Origin of the sequence: Streptomyces sp. ISL-1, assembly GCF_018614585.1 — a bacterium.
Classification (GTDB): Bacteria; Actinomycetota; Actinomycetes; order Streptomycetales; family Streptomycetaceae; genus Streptomyces; species Streptomyces maoxianensis.
The window spans coordinates 17,880-36,277 of the sequence record NZ_JAGGOI010000014.1 but is presented as its reverse complement, the minus strand read 5'-3'; the positions used below and the strand labels follow the sequence as shown (position 1 = coordinate 36,277).

Here is an 18,398-nt window from a genome sequence, read left to right as displayed (position 1 = left end):
GACAGCACATGCAGACACCGGAGCATCCGCATCCGTATCCATCCGGCGGCTGGCCGGCGAACGAGCTCGAAGAGGTCCTCGCCGCATCACTCGGCAACCCCTCCGCCGGGGGCCGCCTCGTCGAGGTGCTCGGCCGCAGCCACATCTGGGTGCCGCTGCCCAACGGCGGCGGCCCGGACAGCCCCGACCTCGATCTGCCCACCATGGAGATCGACGGGGGCGTGTACGTCCCGGTCTTCAGCTCCGAGCAGCAGTTCCTGCACTGCGTCGGCGGCCATATGTCCTTCACCGTCGCCCCGGCCCGCGAATTCGCCCGCGGTCTGCCCCCGCAGCTCGGCATCGCCGTGAACCCGGGCGGCACGGTCGGCGCCCCGCTGCAGCCGCCCGCCGTCGCCGAGTTGTGCCGGGTGGGGCGCACGCCTTTCGACGGTCCGGCGACCGGCGGCCGGGTGCGGCTCTTCGAACCCGACTGGCAGGAGGAGCCGGTGGACTTCCTCGCCGCCGCGGCAGGCGAGTTCGAGAGCTCCGGCGTCGTCGTCACCGCCCGTCGCGCGCTCGCGTCCATCGAAGGCGAATCGCCGACCCTGTTCGTCGGCGTCGAGCTCTCCTCCTGGGAGGCCGCCGAGCGCAATGCCCCGATGGACGCCCTCGGCCGGGCACTGGGCCGGGCCCAGGTCGGCTGGCCGGTCAATCTCGTACTGCTGGATGTTGCGCAGGATCCAGTCGGCGTATGGATGCTGGAGCGGGTGCGGCCCTTCTACCAACGTCAGCCCGTGTAGTCGTCAAGTCGGCGTCAGGACTCCCGATTAAGCTGGTTTGATGGCCAGGCCGGACCCGCCGCACTTGTGTGCCGGGTGGATCGAAGAGGGGCGGAACCCAGGGTGAGTGCGTCAGGCACCGCGGCGGCCGGGCAGGTCGAGCACATGCTGCGCCAGGTGACTCCCGGACGCTACGACGCGTACGAGGCGCTGCTGCAGGCGATCGCCGATCCTGCGAGCGGCCGGCTCTGGATGCTGCTCTGGCACGGCCAGGCGGGCTCGCCGGACGCCCAGTACGGGAACATGGAGGTCGACGGCGTCGGTTACGCCCCTTGCGTCACCTCCGCCCAGGAGCTCTCCGTCTCCGGCTGGAACCGTTCCCACGAAGTGATCAGCGGCCCGGACGTCGCCCGCGCCCTGTTCCCCGAGCGTTGGGGGATCTGGCTCAACCCGCACGCCCCCGGCGGCGGCGTCGGCATCCCCTGGCTCGATCTGCGCCGGATCGCCACCGGCCTCGACCGGATGCCCGCCGGACCCCTGCGGATGTCCGAGCCGGCCATCGAGATCCCGCACTTCTACGCCCTGCTCTCGCAGAACGCCCACCGCACGACCGCGGTCCGCTCGCTGCGCCGCGCCTGGGTGCAGCCCGCGCTCGGCGCTCCGTACCTCGCCGTCGGGCTCGACCTGTACGACACCGGCAGGCAGTCCGTGGACGCGGTGCGCGCCATGATGCAGCAGTCGATCTCCGCGGTTCCGGACGGGCTTCCGGTCTCGACCGTCGCGATGTCCGACGAGTACGACCCGGTGACTATGTGGCTGCGGGCCAACGCCCGTCCGTTCTACGACCGTGACGCCCACGGCGGCGCGCCGGCCGCCGGAGGCTACGGCTATCCGCCGCCGCACGGCCGCTGAGGCCGTGACCGCACCACCGACGGCCTGACCCTAATTCCATGCCCCATGCCGGTACTTGGGGTGGGATTGTGTGTACTTGGGGCTTCGTACGCCTTGCAATCGAAGAGCCGTCCTCGTCCGCATGGCGGCACATCGGTCAACTTTCGCCCCTTATGCCATATTTGGCGACCCGCTCAGTCGGTGACTCCGTCCGTATAACGGAAACCCCCTCCCCTCATCACATTTGAGCAAACATTCCCCGGGGGGGCTGGCGGGTGATCGCAGCAGCGTTGAAGACTCCCCGCATCAGGGGCTCTTCGGTCCTGTGTACGACCTGCTTCTACGAACATTCCTCGCAATACACACAACTGCACCACTGATGTGAACGAAGCCGCTACAGCGGCGGGCATGGGTCGGTCACCGCCGGCCGAGAGGGGTCCCCACCACGATGACGGCACCACTGCACGACACGAGCGCGGCCCAAACCGCGGCCGTCGATGTCGCCGCCGATGTCCCGCAGAAGGCCATCGAAGGGCGTTCGCCCTGGAAGATCGCCTGGATCCGGTTGAAGCGCGACAAGGTCGCACTGGTCGGCGGTTTCGTGGTGCTCCTCCTGATCGTGGTCGCGATATTCGCTCCACTGATCGTGAGTCTGCTCGGCCACCCGCCGGAGGAACTCCACGAGGATGCGATCGACCCGCTGCTGGGTACCCCGATCGGTAGCTGGGGCGGCATCAGCTCCGATTACCTCCTCGGCGTTGAGCCGGTCAACGGCCGGGACGTCTTCAGCCGCATCATCTACGGCGCGCGGATCTCGCTTCTCGTCGCCTTCCTGTCCGCCTTCGTCGCGGTCACTCTGGGCACCGTCTTCGGCGTCGTCGCCGGCTACTTCGGCGGCTGGATCGACGCGGCGATCAGCCGGGTGATGGACCTGCTGCTGGCCTTCCCGCAGCTGCTCTTCATCATTGCCCTGATCTCCGTGGTCCCGAACGAACTCTGGGGCTTCTCCGGTTCGGGTCTGCGGATCGCGGTCCTGGTCCTGGTGATCGGCTTCTTCGGCTGGCCGTACATCGGCCGCATCGTCCGCGGGCAGACGCTCTCGCTGCGTGAGCGCGAGTACGTCGAAGCGGCCCGCAGTCTCGGTGCGGGACGTACGTACATTCTCTTCCGGGAGCTGCTGCCGAACCTGGTGGCCCCGATCACCGTCTACACGACACTGATGATCCCCACCAACGTCCTGACGGAAGCCGCCCTGAGCTTCCTCGGCGTTGGCGTCAAGCCGCCCACCCCGTCGTGGGGCGAGATGCTCTCGACGGCCGTGCGCACCTACGAGGACGATCCGCTGTTCATGATCATCCCGGGCCTGGCGATCTTCGTCACCGTGTTGGCCTTCAATCTCTTCGGCGACGGCGTACGAGATGCGCTGGACCCGAAGGGGTCCCGCTGACCCCCACGCGTCCCTGCGGACACAACGCTCCTGTCGAAGCCGTCAGGAGCAATAGCCCAGAACCACGGCCCTCGAGGGCCGTGACTACTACGGAGGTTGCGAGCATCGTGACAACCAATCGCACGTCGAAGCGCAGGCTTGCCGCAGGCACGGCTGTCGTGCTCGCGGCCCTGCTGACCGCCACGGCATGTGGCGGCGGCAAGGACGATGACAAGGGTGGCGCCGGCAAGGCGCCCGGCTTCAACGCCGGCATCGGCAAGGTGGCCAACGCCTCCGACACCAAGGGCGGCACCCTGAAGTTCGTCGGCACGCAGGACGCCGACTCGTGGGACCCGCAGCGCGGTTACTACGGCTTCATGTGGGACTTCGCCCGCTACTACACCCGTCAGCTCGTCAGCTTCAAGGCGGCGCCGGGCCAGGGCAGCACCGAGCTCGTACCGGACCTCGCGAGCGCGAAGGCCGAGATCTCGGACGGCGGCAAGACCTACAAGTACACCCTCAAGGACAACGTGACCTGGGAGGACGGCACGCCCGTCACCTCGCAGGACATCAAGTACGGCATCGAGCGCACCTGGGCCCAGGACGTCATCTCCGGCGGCCCGGTCTACCTGATGCAGGTGCTCGACCCGAAGACCGAGTACAAGGGTCCGTACAAGGACAAGACCCCGGACAAGCTCGGCCTGAAGGCCATCGAGACGCCGGACGCGAAGACCATCATCTTCAAGCTGCCGAAGCCGAACGGTGACTTCGAGCAGATGCTCGCCATGCCGGCCGCCTCTCCGGTGAAGAAGGAGAAGGACACCGCCTCCAAGTACGGCCTGAAGCCCTTCTCCAACGGCCCGTACAAGATCGACTCGTACGCGCCGAACAAGTCGATGACGCTGTCCCGCAACGCCAACTGGAAGCCCGCCTCGGACACCATCCGCAAGGCCCTTCCGGACAAGATCACGGTCACCTTCATGACCAACGCGGACGACATGGACAAGCGCCTGCTCAAGGGCGACTTCGACGTCGACATCAACGCGACCGGCATCGGCCAGGCGGCTCGCACCACGGCCCTGCGCAAGCACAAGGACAACCTCGACAACGGCCAGACCGGCTTCATCCGCTACGCGGTCTTCCCGCAGACGGTCAAGCCGTTCGACAACATCGAGTGCCGCAAGGCAGTCATCTACGCCGCCGACAAGAAGTCGCTGCAGACCGCCCGTGGCGGCCCGCAGGCCGGTGGCGACGTCGCTCCCAACATGCTCCCCGCGGGCATCAAGGGTTCGGACCCCTCGTACGACCCGTACGAGGTCCTCAAGAACGACAGCAAGCCGGATGTCACGAAGGCCAAGGCGGCGCTGAAGGCCTGTGGCCAGCCGAACGGCTTCAAGACCACCATCGCGGTGCGCAACAACAAGCCGGTCGAGGTCGCCACGGCCGTCTCGCTGCAGAACGCCCTGAAGCAGGTCGGCATCGACGCCCAGGTCGACCAGTTCGACGGCGCCCAGACGTCCGGCATCATCGGTTCGCCGAAGGTCGTCAAGGACAAGGGCTACGGCATCATCATCATGGGCTGGGGCGCGGACTTCCCGACCGGCCAGGGCTTCTCGCAGCCGCTGGTCGACGGCCGGTTCATCCTGCAGAGCGGTAACAACAACTTCTCCGAGCTGAACGACCCCGCGGTCAACAAGCTCTTCGACGACGCCATCGCGGAGACCGACCCGGCCAAGGCCGGCGAGATCTACAAGCAGATGAACCAGAAGGTCTCCGAGGCCGCTGTCTACCTGCCCTTCGTCTACGACAAGACGATCACCTGGCGCAGCACCCGCCTGACCAACGCCTACACGGCCGACGCCTACAACGGCCGCTACGACTACGCCTCGCTCGGCGTCGTCAAGTAAATCCCAGTCAGTTCACGTTCCAGTGCCACACCCGCTAGGCACGAAGGGCAGGTGATGGCCGCGAGCGGTGGCCCGGAGCCCTCTCCATAAGAGAGGGCCGCCGGGCCACCGTCGGGCCGAGCGCAGTGCTTGCATATCTCATCAGGCGAATCTTCGCCGTCATCGTCATGCTGATGGTCATCACGCTGGTGACCTTCGGAATCTTCTTCCTCTTCCCCAAGATGATCGGGACGGACCCGGCGCTGTACTTCGTCGGCAAGCAGTCCGACCCCGCCTCCATCGAGGGCATCCGGCAGAAGATGGGCCTGGACGACCCGATCCTGGTCCAGTTCGGGAAGTTCGTGGCCGGGCTGGCGGTAGGACGGACGTACGCCAATGGCTCCGACGTGACGCAATGCGCCGCGCCCTGCTTCGGCTACTCGTTCAAGACCGAGCAGGAGGTCTGGCCGCTGCTGCTCGAGTGGCTGCCGGTCACCCTCGCGCTCGCCGCGGGTGCCGTCGTGCTGTGGGTGATCGGTGGTGTCGCAACCGGCATCATCTCCGCCCTCAAGCGCGGTACACCCCTGGACCGTTCGGCGATGGGCATTGCCCTCGGCGGTGTCTCGCTGCCCATCTACTTCACCGGCATGCTCTCCCTGGCGCTCTTCTCCGACCAGCTGGGGTGGTTCGACAGGCCGGACGCGGTGTTCAGCGAGGATCCGGCGGCCTGGTTCAACGGCATGGTTCTGCCGTGGGTCACCCTGGCCTTCCTTTACGCCGCCATGTACGCCCGGCTCACCCGCGCCACCATGCTGGAGGTCCTCAATGAGGACTACATCCGTACCGCCCGGGCCAAGGGCCTCACGGAACCGGTGGTGATCGGCAAGCACGCCATGCGCTCGACCATGACCCCCATCCTGACCGTCCTCGGCCTGGACCTCGGGGCCCTGGTGGGCGGCGCGGTCCTGACCGAGAGCACCTTCTCCCTGCACGGCCTCGGCTACAACGCGGTGAAGGCGATCAGCGACCACGATCTGCCTGTGATCCTCGGAGTCACGCTCATAGCGGCCTTCTTCGTCGTCCTCGCCAATCTCGTCGTGGACCTCTTGTACGCAGTGATCGACCCCCGAGTGAGGCTCTCATGACCGCGGTGCCAGTCCCGGGGGAGACCCCCGTATCCCCCCTGACGAAGACCGGCGCCGTCGGCGAGCCCGTCTCCGCGGGCTCGGCCCCCTCCACCGCCTTCCTCGAAGTACGCGACCTGCAGGTGCACTTCCCGACCGACGACGGACTTGTGAAGTCGGTCGACGGACTCTCCTTCACGCTGGAGAAGGGCAAGACCCTCGGCATCGTGGGCGAGTCGGGCTCCGGCAAGTCGGTGACCTCGCTCGGCATCATGGGCCTGCACCGGGTCGGTCAGTACGGCCGGCAAAAGGCGCACCTCTCCGGTGAGATCTGGCTGAACGGCAAGGAACTGCTGACCGCCGACCCGGACGAGGTACGCCGGCTGCGCGGCCGTGACATGGCGATGATCTTCCAGGATCCGCTGTCCGCGATGCATCCGTACTTCACCATCGGCAAGCAGATCAGCGAGGCGTACCTGGTCCACAACAAGGTGGACAAGAAGACCGCCCTGAAGCGGGCCGTCGAGCTGCTGGACCGGGTGGGTATCCCGGAGCCCCACAAGCGGGTGGACAGTTACCCGCACGAGTTCTCCGGCGGTATGCGCCAGCGCGCGATGATCGCGATGGCTCTGGTCAACAACCCCGAGCTGCTCATCGCGGACGAGCCGACCACCGCGCTGGACGTCACCGTCCAGGCGCAGATCCTCGACCTGATCCGGGATCTGCAGAAGGAGTTCGGCTCCGCGGTCATCATCATCACCCACGACCTCGGCGTCGTCGCAGAGCTGGCCGACGACATCCTGGTGATGTACGGCGGCCGCTGCGTCGAGCGCGGTCCGGCCGAGAAGGTCTTCTACGAGCCGCAGCACCCCTACACCTGGGGCCTGCTGGGCTCGATGCCGCGCATCGACCGCGACCAGACCGAGCGCCTCATCCCGGTCAAGGGATCCCCGCCCAGCCTGATCAGCATCCCCAGTGGCTGTGCTTTCCACCCGCGTTGCCCGTACGCCGATGTGCCCAAGGGCGGGATCACCCGCACCGAGCGGCCCGAGCTTCGGGAGGTCGGCAGCCGGCACCACTCGGCCTGCCACATGTCGCAGGAGGACCGCACGCGGATCTGGACCGAAGAGATTGCGCCGAAGCTTTGAGTGAGACAAAGGATTCCGAGATGGCGATCCCGGAGCAGGCCACCTCCTCGCCCGAGCCGTTGCTGAAGGTCACCGGACTGGTCAAGCATTTCCCGATCACGAAGGGGCTGTTGCGTCGGAAGGCCGGCGCCGTCCAGGCGGTCGACGGCATCAGCTTCGACGTACTTCCGGGCGAGACGCTCGGCGTCGTGGGCGAGTCCGGGTGCGGCAAGTCGACGATGGGCCGGCTCATCACCCGGCTGCTCGAACCGACCGGCGGCAAGATCGAGTTCGAGGGCAGGGACATCACGCACCTCGGTGTCTCGGGCATGCGCCCGATGCGCCGGGACGTCCAGATGATCTTCCAGGACCCCTACGGCTCGCTGAACCCGCGCCACACGGTCGGTTCGATCGTCAGCGCGCCGTTCAAGCTGCAGGGCGTCACACCCGAGGGCGGGATCAAGAACGAGGTCCAGCGGCTGCTGGGCGTCGTCGGTCTCAACCCCGAGCACTACAACCGCTACCCGCACGAGTTCTCGGGCGGCCAGCGCCAGCGCATCGGTATCGCGCGGGCCCTCGCCCTGAAGCCGAAGCTGGTCGTGGCGGACGAGCCGGTCTCGGCGCTGGACGTGTCGATCCAGGCGCAGGTGGTGAACCTGCTGGACGACCTCCAGGACGAGCTGGGCCTGACGTATGTGATCATCGCCCACGACCTGTCGGTCATCCGCCATGTCTCGGACCGCATCGCGGTGATGTACCTGGGCAAGATCGTCGAGCTGACGGACCGCAAGTCGCTGTACGAGGCGCCGATGCACCCGTACACGAAGGCTCTGCTCTCCGCGGTGCCGGTGCCGGACCCGAGGCGGCGCGGAGCCAAGAGCGACCGCATCCTGCTCAAGGGCGACGTCCCGTCACCGATCTCCCCGCCGAGCGGCTGCCGGTTCCACACCCGGTGCTGGAAGGCGACGGACATCTGCAAGACGCAGGAACCGCCGCTGCTGGCGCTGAAGACGGGCCACCAGGTGGCCTGCCACCACCCGGAGAACGCACCGGACCTGGCCCCGGGCGACGCGGCGCTCCTGCCGTCGGCGCGGGAGGCGATCGAGATCGTGGCGGCGATCCCGAAGTCGGCGGAGTCGGCGACGCCGACGAAGACCGCGGCCGGGGCGGAGCCCGAGGCGGGCCCTGCCAAGGCCGACGCTCAGGCTGCGCCTGCGGCGGATGACGCGAAGGCGGGCCCTGCCAAGGGCGACGCCCAGGCTGCGCCTGCGGCGGACGCCGACGCCGAGGGTGACGTTGATGTCGGCGACAGCCCGGACCGGCCCGCCGGGGGCAACGGCGCCGACAGCGCTGACGCCGACCGTCCCGAGAGCTCGGGGGACACCACCAAGGAGTAGAACCGGCACAATCGTCCGGTGCTCCAAGAACTGTTCACGCCCTCCGTCCAGCACGCACTCGACCTCGTCGGGATCTTCGTCTTCGCGATCTCCGGCGCACTGCTCGCCGTACGAAAGAACTTCGACGTCTTCGGTATCGCAGTGCTCGCAGAGGTCACCGCGCTGGGCGGAGGGCTGCTTCGCGACCTGATCATCGGGGCCGTCCCGCCGGCCGCCTTCACCGATCTCGGGTACTTCCTCACGCCGTTCGTGGCGAGCGCCCTCGTGTTCTTCCTGCACCCGCATGTCGAACGTATCCAGGTCGGCGTCAATGTCTTCGACGCCGCCGGCCTCGGGCTGTTCTGCGTCACCGGCACCGTCAAGGCGTACGAGTACGGGCTGGGCCTGACCGCCTCCGCCGCGCTCGGCCTCGCCACCGCCGTCGGCGGCGGCGTGCTGCGCGACGTACTGGCCAACGAGGTGCCCTCACTGCTGCGTTGGGACCGCGATCTCTACGCCGTCCCCGCCATGGTGGGCGCGACCATGATCGTGCTCTGTATCCGCTTCGACGCGCTGAGCGGGATCACCAGTGGCCTCGCCGTCGTCACCGCGTTCGTGCTGCGCCTGCTCGCGATGCGTTTCCACTGGCGGGCGCCACGCGCCTGGAACCGGCGCTCGGAGGCCGCCGAAGAGAGCTAGACGGCCTCGGGGGCCCGGGCTCCGGCCATGGCATCAGAAAAGCTACCGCTTAGTAATTGTCTGTTGTACGGTGCTGTCATGGCACAGGCAGTTCAGGCATCCATCGGGGACAGTGAGTTCGACCGCGACACCGCTGTAGCCCTGCGCGCACCCGGCGTCTACGACGCGGAACTCTCGGCGGGCTGGACCATCATCAGCGCGGTCAACGGCGGCTATCTGCTGGCCCTCCTCGGCCGCGCGCTGGGCGACGCGCTACCCCACCCCGACCCGTTCACGGTCTCGGCGCACTATCTGAGCGCGTCCCAGCCGGGCCCCGCGGTGATCCGCACCAGCGTCGTACGCACCGGGCGCACGCTGTCCACCGGTCAGGCCTCGCTGCTCCAGTACGGGGAGGACGGCGCCGAGATCGAGCGGATCCGTGTCCTCGCGACCTACGGGGACCTGGACACGCTGCCCGACGACGTACGGACGACGGCGAAGCCGCCCGTCATGCCGGCGATTCAGGACTGTCTCGGTCCGTCCGACGGCCCCGCGCCGAAGATCCCCGGCAGCTCGGCGATCACGGACCGGCTGAACATCAAGCTGGACCCGGCGACCGTCGGCTGGGTCGTGGGAGCGCCCTCCGGCAAGGGCGAGATGCGCGGCTGGTTCTCCCTCGCGGACGGCCGTGACGCGGACCCCTTCTCGCTGCTGCTCACGGTCGACGCGCTGCCGCCGACGTCGTTCGAGCTGGGCCTGAAGGGCTGGACCCCCACGGTCGAACTCACCACGCACGTCCGGTGCCGCCCCGCCCCGGGCCCGCTGCGGGTCTCGATCGCGACCCGCAACCTGGCGGGCGGTTTCCTGGAGGAGGACGCGGAGGTCTGGGACAGCGCCGACCGGCTGGTGGCGCAGTCGCGCCAGTTGGCGAAGGCGCCGCGCGGCTGATGCGCGCGGAGCTGATCTCCATTCCCTTGCGGGTATATAACCCGCAGGGTATTTTCGAGATATGCCCATACCGTTCGACGTGCTCGCGGAGCCGAGCCGGCGCAGGATCCTCGATCTGCTGCTCGAGCGTCCGCATCTGGTCGGTGAGCTGACCGACCGGCTCGGCCTGAGCCAGCCCGGCACCTCCAAGCACCTGCGGGTGCTGCGGGAGGCCGGACTGGTCCGGGTCCGGCAGGACGCACAGCGCCGCTGGTACGAGCTGACGCCCGAGCCCCTCGCGGAGCTCGACGCGTGGCTCGCGCACTACCGCCATCTGTGGTCCGGGAGCCTCGACCGGCTCGAACGGCATCTCGACGCGATGGAGGACGACTCCTGATGAACCCGCACTCCGACACCCTCACCACGGCGGACGGGCGGACCGCACTACGGATGGAACGCCGGCTCGCGCATCCGCCCCGGCGGGTCTGGGACGCCATCACCCAACCCGCGCACCTCGCCCGGTGGTTCCCTTCCGAAGTGACTGTTGATCTGCGGCCCGGCGGGGCGATCGGCTTCCTCTTCCCCGGTGACAGCGAGCCGGGCATGACCGGCACGGTCACCGACGCCGATGAGCCGCACGTCTTCGAATCCCGCGTCGACACTTTGGCGGCGCACCTGCTGGACGACTAGACGCGGCCGGCCGGCCGGCGCGGTACGGGTCCGTGCCGCTGCCGCAGTGGTCCGGCTCTACGCGGCGGCGCCGTCAGTCCAGCCAGTGCCGGCGGCCGAGGCTCATCAGCCGCAACTGACGGCGCGCCGCAGAACTGACCTGCTCCTCGCCCTCCGGACCGGCCTCCAGAAACGCGCAGGCCGTCATGACCATCAGGTCCACGTACACGCCCGCGAGCATCCTCAGATCCGCCTCGCTCCACCCCGCCGCCTCCGGCTCCCGGGCGAACGCCGCCGCAACCTCGTCGGCGAACCGCCGCAGTTGCGCGCCTATGGCCTCCCGTACGGGCTGCACGCCGCCGTGCCGCTCGCGGGCGATGAAGCGGACATGCGCGGGGGACGTACGCACCAACTCGGCGATCAGCGCGACCGTACGGTCGATACGTACGCCGTCACCGCTCTCGGCGAGCGCCTCGCCGATCGTGGCGTGCAGGCTGCCGAGCGTCTGCTCGACGAGCGCTACGCCGAGGTCCGCCGTATCCCGGAAGTGCCGGTAGAACGCGGTCGGCGCCACTCCCACCGCCCGGGTCACCTCACGCAGGCCGAGGCTGCTCAGACTCTGTTCCTCGAGCAGCTGCAGCGCGGCGTCCAGGAGGGCCTGACGGGTCTTCTGCTTCTGGGCCTGGCGGACCCCGACGGTGTGACTGTGACTCATAACATTCAGTAAACAACCGTTCTCCCGAGAAGGGAAGAGTAGACTCGCCAGTCAGTGGACAGTCGTACTCACAAGTGTTCACCCAAATTTGGGAAATCTGAAAGGAAGCCGATGATCGCCCTCGTCGCAGCGCTCCTTCTGCTGGGAATCATGCTGGGCGCCGTGGTCCAACTCCCCCTCTCCGTATCTCTCGTGGCCTGCGCCGCCATCGGCGTATGGCTGCTCGTCTTCGCCATGCGCGAGCGCCGCGCCCGCCGACACTGACCGGGGAATCGCCATGCAACTCACCGCAACCACACGAAACGCACTGACCAAGAGCAGCGCCCGGAACCGGTCCGGCCGGCCCGAGGCGCGGCCTGAAGCCCGGCCCGAGGCCCGGCGGGACGCCGACGACATGGCCGTCGCCGCCTTCGTACTCGGCCTCGTAGGCCTGCTCGTCATGAACATCCTGCTCGGCCCGACCGCCGTCGTCCTCGCCGGAATCTCTCTGTGGCGCGGCACCGCACGCCGCGGCCGCGCCCTCCTCGGACTCGCCCTCGGCATCGCCGACCTGGCCGTCCTCGCCGTACTCGTCACCGCGAACGGAACCGTCGTCTGGGGCTTCGGAGGCTGATGCCCGCAGCAGGGAGCGGCCCCCGCACGGCCGTACCCCCCTGCGCCGCGTCCGCGCCCCCGCTGTGCCTCGTAGAATCGGGGCCATCATGGCTTACCTCGACCACGCTGCGACCACTCCCATGCTGCCGGAGGCCGTCGAGGCGATGAGCGCGCAGCTCACCGTCACCGGCAACGCCTCCGCGCTGCACGCCGCCGGGCGCCGCGCCCGCCGCGCCGTCGAGGAGGCCCGCGAGACCCTCGCCGAGGCGCTCGGCGCGCGGCCCAGCGAGGTGGTCTTCACCTCCGGCGGCACCGAGGCCGACAACCTCGCCGTGAAGGGCCTGTACTGGCAGCGACGCGACGCCGACCCGGCAAGGACCCGGGTGCTGGCCAGCCCCGTCGAGCACCACGCCGTCCTGGACGCCGTCGACTGGCTCGGCGAGCACGAGGGCGCGAACGTCGAGTATCTGCCCGTGGACGCGCACGGACGGGTGCACCCCAAGGCCCTGCGCGAAGCCATCGAGCGCAACCCCGACGATGTCGCGCTGGCCACCGTGATGTGGGCCAACAACGAGATCGGCACCGTCATGCCGGTCAAGGAACTGTCAGCCGTGGCAGGGGAGTTCGACGTCCCGCTGCACGCCGACGCGGTGCAGGCCTTCGGGCAGCTCGACGTCGACTTCGCCGCGTCGGGCCTCGCCGCCATGACCGTTTCCGGACACAAGATCGGCGGACCGTACGGCATCGGCGCGCTGCTGCTCGGCCGGGAGTACACCCCCGTCCCCGTCCTGCACGGCGGAGGCCAGGAGCGCCATGTCCGCTCCGGCACCCTCGATACCCCCGCGATCGCCGCCTTCGCCGTGGCCGGCCGCATAGCTGCCGAGCGCCGCGAGGACTTCGCCCGTGACATCGGCGCACTGCGCGACGAACTCGTCCGGGCGGTGCGCAGGGCAGTCCCGGACGCGATCCTCGGCGGCGACCCGGACGACCGTCTCCCCGCCAACGCGCACTTCACTTTCCCCGGCTGCGAAGGCGACTCCCTGCTTCTGCTCCTCGACGCCCAGGGCATCGAATGCTCCACGGGCTCCGCCTGCACGGCCGGCGTCGCGCAGCCCAGCCACGTACTGCTTGCAGCCGGCAGCGACCCGGACCTTGCCCGCGGCACCCTGCGGTTCAGCCTCGGCCACACCTCCACCAAGGCGGATGTCGACGCGGTCGCCGAGGCCATCGGCCCCGCCGTGGAACGGGCCCGTACGGCAGGGCTCAGCTAGCGCGCCGACGCCTCGGACTGGGCCGCCTTGGACTGGGCGGCCACGCGCGCCGTCGGCAGAGCCTTGCGTACGAGGGCGAGATAGCGGTTCCAGTCCCAGTGCGGCCCGGGATCGGTGTGGTCCGTCCCCGGCACCTCCACATGCCCGATGATGTGCTCGCGGTCGGCGGGTATGTCGTACCGCACACAGATCCCCGCCGTCAGCTGCGCCGAACCCCGGTACATCGCGTCCGTGAAACCGGCCGGCCGGTCCACAAAACCCTCGTGCTCTATGCCGATGCTGCGTTCGTTGTACGAGCGGTTCCCCGCGTGGAACGCCACATCCAGCTCTCGGATCATCTGTGCCACATGCCCGTCCTTGCGTACGACATAGTGCGTCGCAGCGCCGTGCCCGGGGTTCTTGAAGACCCTCAGGGCCGTCGGATAGCTGCCCTGGACGACATGGATGATCACTCGGTCGATGCGGTAGTCGTCGGGCCGGTCCGCCAGCCGCCAGTTCGCCCGCGAGGCCGCCGTCCACTCCGCGCCAAGATGGTCGAGCTCACCCTCCTTGCGCGGCTTCGCCATCCCCGGGAGCTTCCACCAGGCACGACGCAGCTCGTCCTGCGCCAGCACGCCCACGCCGAGCACCACGGCCCCTCCGCCGATCAGCACGGCCCGCCTACTGACGCCCCGACCCTTGCCCCGCTTGCCGCCGCGCTTCGATTCGCTCCCCATGCGATGCCCAACGCATACTCGCGAGCTTTCGGTTCCCGGAGCCCCTTACCCTGGTAGAGCTATGACTCCTCAGACTCCCCAGCGCCCCCTCCGAGTACTCGCCGCGATGTCCGGCGGCGTGGACTCCGCCGTCGCCGCCGCCCGCGCCGCCGAGGCCGGACACGATGTCACCGGTGTGCACCTGGCCCTGTCCGCGAACCCGCAGTCCTTCCGTACGGGCGCGCGCGGCTGTTGCACCATCGAGGACTCGCGCGACGCCCGCCGTGCCGCGGACGTCATCGGCATCCCCTTCTACGTCTGGGATCTCGCCGAGCGTTTCCGCGAGGACGTGGTCGAGGACTTCATCGCCGAGTACGAGGCCGGCCGTACCCCCAACCCCTGCCTCCGCTGCAACGAGAAGATCAAGTTCGCGGCGCTGCTGGACAAGGCGCTGGCTCTCGGCTTCGACGCGGTGTGCACCGGCCACTACGCCACGGTCGTCATCGGCGAGGACGGCGGCCGCGAGCTGCACCGCGCCAGCGACATGGCCAAGGACCAGTCGTATGTCCTCGGGGTGCTCGACGAGCGCCAGCTCGCGCATGCCATGTTCCCGCTCGGCGACACCCTCACCACCAAGGGCGAGATCCGGGCGGAGGCCGAGCGCAGGGGACTCGCGGTCGCCAAGAAGCCCGACAGCCACGACATCTGCTTCATCGCCGACGGCGACACCCAGGGCTTCCTCACGTCGCGCCTGGGCACGGCTGAGGGCGACATCGTCGACGAGTCGGGATCGAAGCTGGGCACGCATGACGGCGCCTTCGGTTTCACCATCGGCCAGCGCAAGGGCCTGCGGATCGGCCACCCCGCCCCCGACGGCAAGCCGCGCTACGTCCTCGACATCTCACCGGTGAACAACACGGTGACGGTCGGCCCGGTCGAGGCATTGGACGTCACGGCCCTGACCGCGATCAAGCCCCGCTGGTGCGGGACGGCTCCGGCCGGCCCGGGGACGTACACCGCGCAGCTGCGCGCCCACGGCGGCGAGAGCCCGGTGACCGCCGAGCTGGTCGGCGACGAGCTCCAGGTGTCCTTCGCGGAGCCGGTGCGGGGAGTGGCGCCCGGCCAGGCGATCGTGCTCTACGACGGCACACGTGTGGTCGGCTCGGCGACGATCGCGACGACCGAGCGGGCCGCCGCGTCTGTGGCCTGAACCCGCCTGAACCCGCCGGAACCTGAGCGTGGACGGCTAGGCGGCGAAGAACTCCGTCAGCAGCGGGGCCAGCACCTGCGGCGCCACCTCGTGCGTCTGGCCGGTCAGCGTGCGGTGCCGGCCGTGCGGCAGGGCGTCGGCCACGGCGCGCGCCGCCTCCCGCAGCCAGGCCGGGCTCGCGCCGCCGTCGACGACCATCACGCGGGTCTGGAGCCCGCGCAGCCGGTCGACGGGGACCAGGCCGGCGCCCATGATCTCGTGGTCATAGGCGAGGGTGTGCGCCACCGCCTCCAGCTCGGCCCACATCGGGGTCTGCCGCATTCCCTCGATGGCCTCGGCCGGCGTCCCGACCTCCGTCAGGAAGAGCGCGAGCGCATCGCCGCGCCGCCCCTGCGCCACCAGATCGCGCAGCCTGCCGACGTACGCGGCAGGCTCCGCTCCGGCCGTCGCGCTGGTCACGAACGGCGGCTCGTAGACCGAGAGTTGAGTGATCGGCAGCCCCGCAGTCGCCGCCCTCAGCACCAGCTCGGCGCCCGAGGACATACCGTGCACAAAGGCGCCGCCGTCCGCCTGGGCGATGACTGCCGCGAGATCCTCGATCTCGCGCTCCACGGAGTACGGCGCGGTGTCACCGCTCGCACCCCGGCCGCGCCGGTCGTAGGTGAACACGCTGAACTGCGGCGCGAGTAGCGCGGCCAGCGGCGCGTCGCTCGCCGCCGTGCACAGCGCCCCGCCGACCAGAACGACCGGCGGCCCCTCTCCTCGCTGTTCATACGCGATGAGCGTGCCGTCGCCCGATTTCGCCCTGCTGCTCCGCGTCCTGCTCATGTTGTCCATAAGAGCACTGACCGGCACACGGCGGAGAACTCATCGCCCGGCCGCGGGATTCATTGGATCCTCAGGTCAGTCCTGGACGACCTCGGTGTCGTAGAAGCACAAATACCCCTTGATCCGGGACACTTCGTCCTTGGGCTCCGGGTACGCCCACACCAGATCGGCTGCGTCCGGCAGCGACCAGTAGTCGGCGTCACCCTTGAACGGGCAGTGGGTGTGGGTGTCCGAGCGGGTGAGCAGATCGGTGCGTACGTCCTCCGGGGGGAGGTAGTAGCGGACCGGCAGGCCCGTCTCGTGCAACAGCAAAGGCCGCCGGCTCTCGGCGAGGAGTTGCCCGTCGACCACGACCCGTACATGGTCCGTGCCCTGCTCGATGTTGATCGTGTGTCCAGCCATACCCCTCACAGCACCGTCCGGGCCGTACTTCTTCCCCCTGCAGCCAGGTCCTGCGGAAGCCTGCTGGACATCGGCCGCTCCGGGGCGGGCGGAGGCGTGCGGTAGTGCGAGCATGTCCCGTATGGCTACACATCTGATCACCGGAGCGGGCTCCGGCATCGGCGCGGCCGTCGCGCGCCGGCTGCACGAGCGCGGCGACGAGCTCATCCTGCTGGCCCGCGACGCCGGCCGCGCCAAGGAGCTCGCCGCCGAGTACGAAGGCGCCCGCACGCTCGTCGCCGACCTGGCCGACCCGGACCGTATCTCCAAGGCGCTCGGCATGCAGCCGATGCCGGACCGGCTGGACTCCCTGCTGCACATCGCGGGCATCGTCGACCTCGGCCCGATCGTCGAGCTCAGGCCCAGGACCTGGCATCAGCAGCTCAACGCCAATCTGATCTCGCCCGCCGAACTGACCCGGCTGTTCCTGCCACAACTGCGGGCCACTCAAGGGCATGTGGTGTTCGTCAACTCCGGCGCGGGCCTTCAAGCCCATGCCGAGTGGGGTGCTTACGCCGCCTCCAAGCACGGGCTCAAGGCGCTCGCCGACTCGCTGCGCTACGAGGAGCACGGCAATGGCGTACGCGTGACATCGGTCTACCCGGGCCGCACGGCCAGCCCCATGCAGGTCAAGGTGCACTCCCAGGAGGGCAAGGAGTACGACCCGGCCCGCTGGATCGCCCCGGAGTCGGTCGCCACGACGATTCTGACGGCGCTGGATCTGCCGCGTGACGCGGAGATCAACGACCTGACGGTGCGGCCGGGACGATGAACGCATTCCCATGGGGCCTCGCCACCGGCGTCGGGTCGATGCCCGGCGGTGACCCGCGCGAGGCCGCGAAGACCGTCACCGGGTCCTTCGAGGACTTTCCGCATCTGCCCGAGCTGCCCGCCCGCGGGCCGGGCGCCGACATGATCGGGCGGACCATCGGTCTGCTCGTCGAGATGTACGCGCATGTCGAGCCCAGCGGCTGGCGGATCAGCGACCGGCCGGGAGGCGATACCCGCCGCGCCCGCTCCTGGCTCGGCGAGGACCTCGACGCGCTGGAGGAGTTCACCCAGGGCTACGAGGGTCCGCTCAAGGTGCAGGCCGTGGGGCCCTGGACGCTCGCCGCCGCGCTGGAACTGCGGGGCGGCGAGGCCGCGCTGCGCGATCCCGGCGCCGTGCGGGACCTCGCCGGCTCGCTCGCGGAAGGGCTGCGGTCGCATCTGGCGGAGGTACGCCGCCGGGTGCCCGGCGCCCGCGTGGTGCTGCAGCTCGACGAGCCGTCGCTCACCGCCGTACTGCGTGGAGAGATCAGGACCGCCAGCGGGTACCGCACCTACAGGGCGGTGGACCGCCAGGTCGTCGAGAGCACGCTGCGGGATGTGATCGGGGTGAGCGAGGAGCCCGTCACCGTCCATTCCTGCGCGCCGGACGTGCCGTTCGCGCTGCTGCGCCGGGTGGGGGTCGCGGGCGTCTCGTTCGATTTTGGTCTACTCACCGAGCGTGACGAGGAACAGATCGGCGAGGCGGTCGAGGGCGGTACGCAGCTGTTCGCCGGCGTCGTGCCGTCCACCGATGCCCCATTGTCAGACCCGGCCGGTAGCGTCATGGGTGTCAGGACGTTGTGGCGCAGGCTGGGGCTGAATCCGGGGATTCTCACCGAGTCTGTCGTGATCACCCCGTCGTGCGGGCTCGCGGGAGCGTCTCCCGCGTACGCACGCGCGGCGCTCACCCACTGCGTCCGGGCCGCGAGATCGCTCGCGGACAACCCTGAGTAACGGGCTGAAGTAACGGGA

21 protein-coding genes are annotated in these 18,398 nt (G+C 69.2%); 17 read left to right on the top strand and 4 right to left on the bottom strand.

Annotation, left to right across the window (positions count from 1 at the left end; genetic code table 11):
* Positions 1 to 8 precede the first annotated feature (8 nt).
* From J7E87_RS11445 to J7E87_RS11395, 11 genes are all read left to right on the top strand, one after another.
* Entirely contained in the window at positions 9 to 779 is a 771-nt protein-coding gene (locus tag J7E87_RS11445; protein ID WP_215092722.1) for an enhanced serine sensitivity protein SseB, read from the top strand.
* Positions 780 to 881: 102 nt separating this feature from the next.
* The gene (locus tag J7E87_RS11440; protein ID WP_215092721.1) at positions 882 to 1,670 is read left to right on the top strand and encodes an enhanced serine sensitivity protein SseB C-terminal domain-containing protein; all 789 of its coding nucleotides are present in this window, start codon (positions 882 to 884) and stop codon (positions 1,668 to 1,670) included.
* A gap of 427 nt (positions 1,671 to 2,097) precedes the next feature.
* Positions 2,098 to 3,096, top strand: a complete 999-nt coding sequence (locus J7E87_RS11435) for an ABC transporter permease (RefSeq protein ID WP_215092719.1) — start codon at positions 2,098 to 2,100, stop codon at positions 3,094 to 3,096.
* Positions 3,097 to 3,203: 107 nt separating this feature from the next.
* Positions 3,204 to 4,982, top strand: a complete 1,779-nt coding sequence (locus J7E87_RS11430) for an ABC transporter substrate-binding protein (RefSeq protein WP_215092717.1) — start codon at positions 3,204 to 3,206, stop codon at positions 4,980 to 4,982.
* Positions 4,983 to 5,107: 125 nt separating this feature from the next.
* The gene (locus J7E87_RS11425) at positions 5,108 to 6,106 is read left to right on the top strand and encodes an ABC transporter permease (protein WP_215092715.1); all 999 of its coding nucleotides are present in this window, start codon (positions 5,108 to 5,110) and stop codon (positions 6,104 to 6,106) included.
* Positions 6,103 to 7,233 carry an ABC transporter ATP-binding protein gene (locus J7E87_RS11420; protein WP_215092713.1) on the top strand — a complete coding sequence of 377 codons (1,131 nt, stop codon included), beginning with the start codon at positions 6,103 to 6,105 and terminating at the stop codon, positions 7,231 to 7,233. Before J7E87_RS11425 ends, J7E87_RS11420 begins: the two co-directional genes overlap by 4 nt.
* 20 nt (positions 7,234 to 7,253) lie before the next feature.
* Positions 7,254 to 8,609, top strand: a complete 1,356-nt coding sequence (locus J7E87_RS11415) for an ABC transporter ATP-binding protein (RefSeq protein ID WP_215092711.1) — start codon at positions 7,254 to 7,256, stop codon at positions 8,607 to 8,609.
* 18 nt (positions 8,610 to 8,627) lie between these two features.
* Positions 8,628 to 9,287 carry a trimeric intracellular cation channel family protein gene (locus J7E87_RS11410; protein ID WP_215092709.1) on the top strand — a complete coding sequence of 220 codons (660 nt, stop codon included), beginning with the start codon at positions 8,628 to 8,630 and terminating at the stop codon, positions 9,285 to 9,287.
* 78 nt (positions 9,288 to 9,365) lie between these two features.
* Positions 9,366 to 10,214, top strand: a complete 849-nt coding sequence (locus J7E87_RS11405) for a thioesterase family protein (RefSeq protein ID WP_215092707.1) — start codon at positions 9,366 to 9,368, stop codon at positions 10,212 to 10,214.
* Between the two features lie 61 nt (positions 10,215 to 10,275).
* Positions 10,276 to 10,590: a helix-turn-helix transcriptional regulator gene (locus J7E87_RS11400; RefSeq protein ID WP_215092705.1), complete on the top strand. Its 315-nt coding sequence runs from the start codon at positions 10,276 to 10,278 to the stop codon at positions 10,588 to 10,590.
* Positions 10,590 to 10,883: an SRPBCC domain-containing protein gene (locus tag J7E87_RS11395; RefSeq protein ID WP_215092703.1), complete on the top strand. Its 294-nt coding sequence runs from the start codon at positions 10,590 to 10,592 to the stop codon at positions 10,881 to 10,883. The genes J7E87_RS11400 and J7E87_RS11395 overlap by 1 nt, the downstream gene beginning before the upstream one ends.
* Before the next feature lie 73 nt (positions 10,884 to 10,956).
* Here J7E87_RS11395 and J7E87_RS11390 read toward each other — a convergent pair whose 3' ends face one another.
* Entirely contained in the window at positions 10,957 to 11,577 is a 621-nt protein-coding gene (locus J7E87_RS11390; protein ID WP_215092701.1) for a TetR family transcriptional regulator, read from the bottom strand.
* Positions 11,578 to 11,688: 111 nt separating this feature from the next.
* On the opposite strand from J7E87_RS11390, the gene J7E87_RS11385 reads away from it, so the two are divergent.
* From J7E87_RS11385 to J7E87_RS11375, 3 genes are all read left to right on the top strand, one after another.
* Positions 11,689 to 11,841, top strand: a complete 153-nt coding sequence (locus tag J7E87_RS11385) for a hypothetical protein (protein WP_215092699.1) — start codon at positions 11,689 to 11,691, stop codon at positions 11,839 to 11,841.
* Between the two features lie 13 nt (positions 11,842 to 11,854).
* Positions 11,855 to 12,190 (top strand): DUF4190 domain-containing protein, encoded by a 336-nt coding sequence (locus J7E87_RS11380; RefSeq protein ID WP_215092697.1) that lies wholly within the window; start codon positions 11,855 to 11,857, stop codon positions 12,188 to 12,190.
* Between the two features lie 88 nt (positions 12,191 to 12,278).
* Positions 12,279 to 13,442 carry a cysteine desulfurase family protein gene (locus J7E87_RS11375; RefSeq protein WP_215092695.1) on the top strand — a complete coding sequence of 388 codons (1,164 nt, stop codon included), beginning with the start codon at positions 12,279 to 12,281 and terminating at the stop codon, positions 13,440 to 13,442.
* On the opposite strand, the gene J7E87_RS11370 is transcribed toward J7E87_RS11375, so the two are convergent.
* On the bottom strand, positions 13,439 to 14,158 hold the full coding sequence (locus J7E87_RS11370) for an N-acetylmuramoyl-L-alanine amidase (protein ID WP_215092693.1): 720 nt from the start codon (positions 14,156 to 14,158) through the stop codon (positions 13,439 to 13,441). The genes J7E87_RS11375 and J7E87_RS11370 overlap by 4 nt on opposite strands.
* A 61-nt stretch (positions 14,159 to 14,219) precedes the next feature.
* Between J7E87_RS11370 and mnmA the strand changes: the two genes are divergently transcribed.
* Positions 14,220 to 15,347 (top strand): tRNA 2-thiouridine(34) synthase MnmA, encoded by a 1,128-nt coding sequence (gene mnmA, locus J7E87_RS11365; RefSeq protein WP_215092691.1) that lies wholly within the window; start codon positions 14,220 to 14,222, stop codon positions 15,345 to 15,347.
* A gap of 36 nt (positions 15,348 to 15,383) precedes the next feature.
* Here mnmA and J7E87_RS11360 read toward each other — a convergent pair whose 3' ends face one another.
* Together J7E87_RS11360 and J7E87_RS11355 are read right to left on the bottom strand one after the other, a co-directional pair.
* The gene (locus J7E87_RS11360) at positions 15,384 to 16,184 is read right to left on the bottom strand and encodes an alpha/beta fold hydrolase (RefSeq protein WP_215092689.1); all 801 of its coding nucleotides are present in this window, start codon (positions 16,182 to 16,184) and stop codon (positions 15,384 to 15,386) included.
* A 66-nt stretch (positions 16,185 to 16,250) separates the two neighbouring features.
* On the bottom strand, positions 16,251 to 16,577 hold the full coding sequence (locus J7E87_RS11355; RefSeq protein ID WP_215092687.1) for a DUF427 domain-containing protein: 327 nt from the start codon (positions 16,575 to 16,577) through the stop codon (positions 16,251 to 16,253).
* Positions 16,578 to 16,698: 121 nt separating this feature from the next.
* On the opposite strand from J7E87_RS11355, the gene J7E87_RS11350 reads away from it, so the two are divergent.
* Both J7E87_RS11350 and J7E87_RS11345 read left to right on the top strand, forming a co-directional pair.
* Positions 16,699 to 17,388 carry an SDR family oxidoreductase gene (locus J7E87_RS11350; RefSeq protein WP_215092685.1) on the top strand — a complete coding sequence of 230 codons (690 nt, stop codon included), beginning with the start codon at positions 16,699 to 16,701 and terminating at the stop codon, positions 17,386 to 17,388.
* Complete coding sequence (locus tag J7E87_RS11345) at positions 17,385 to 18,380, top strand: methionine synthase (protein WP_215092684.1); 996 nt, start codon at positions 17,385 to 17,387, stop codon at positions 18,378 to 18,380. The genes J7E87_RS11350 and J7E87_RS11345 overlap by 4 nt, the downstream gene beginning before the upstream one ends.
* The last annotated feature ends 18 nt before the right edge of the window (positions 18,381 to 18,398 follow it).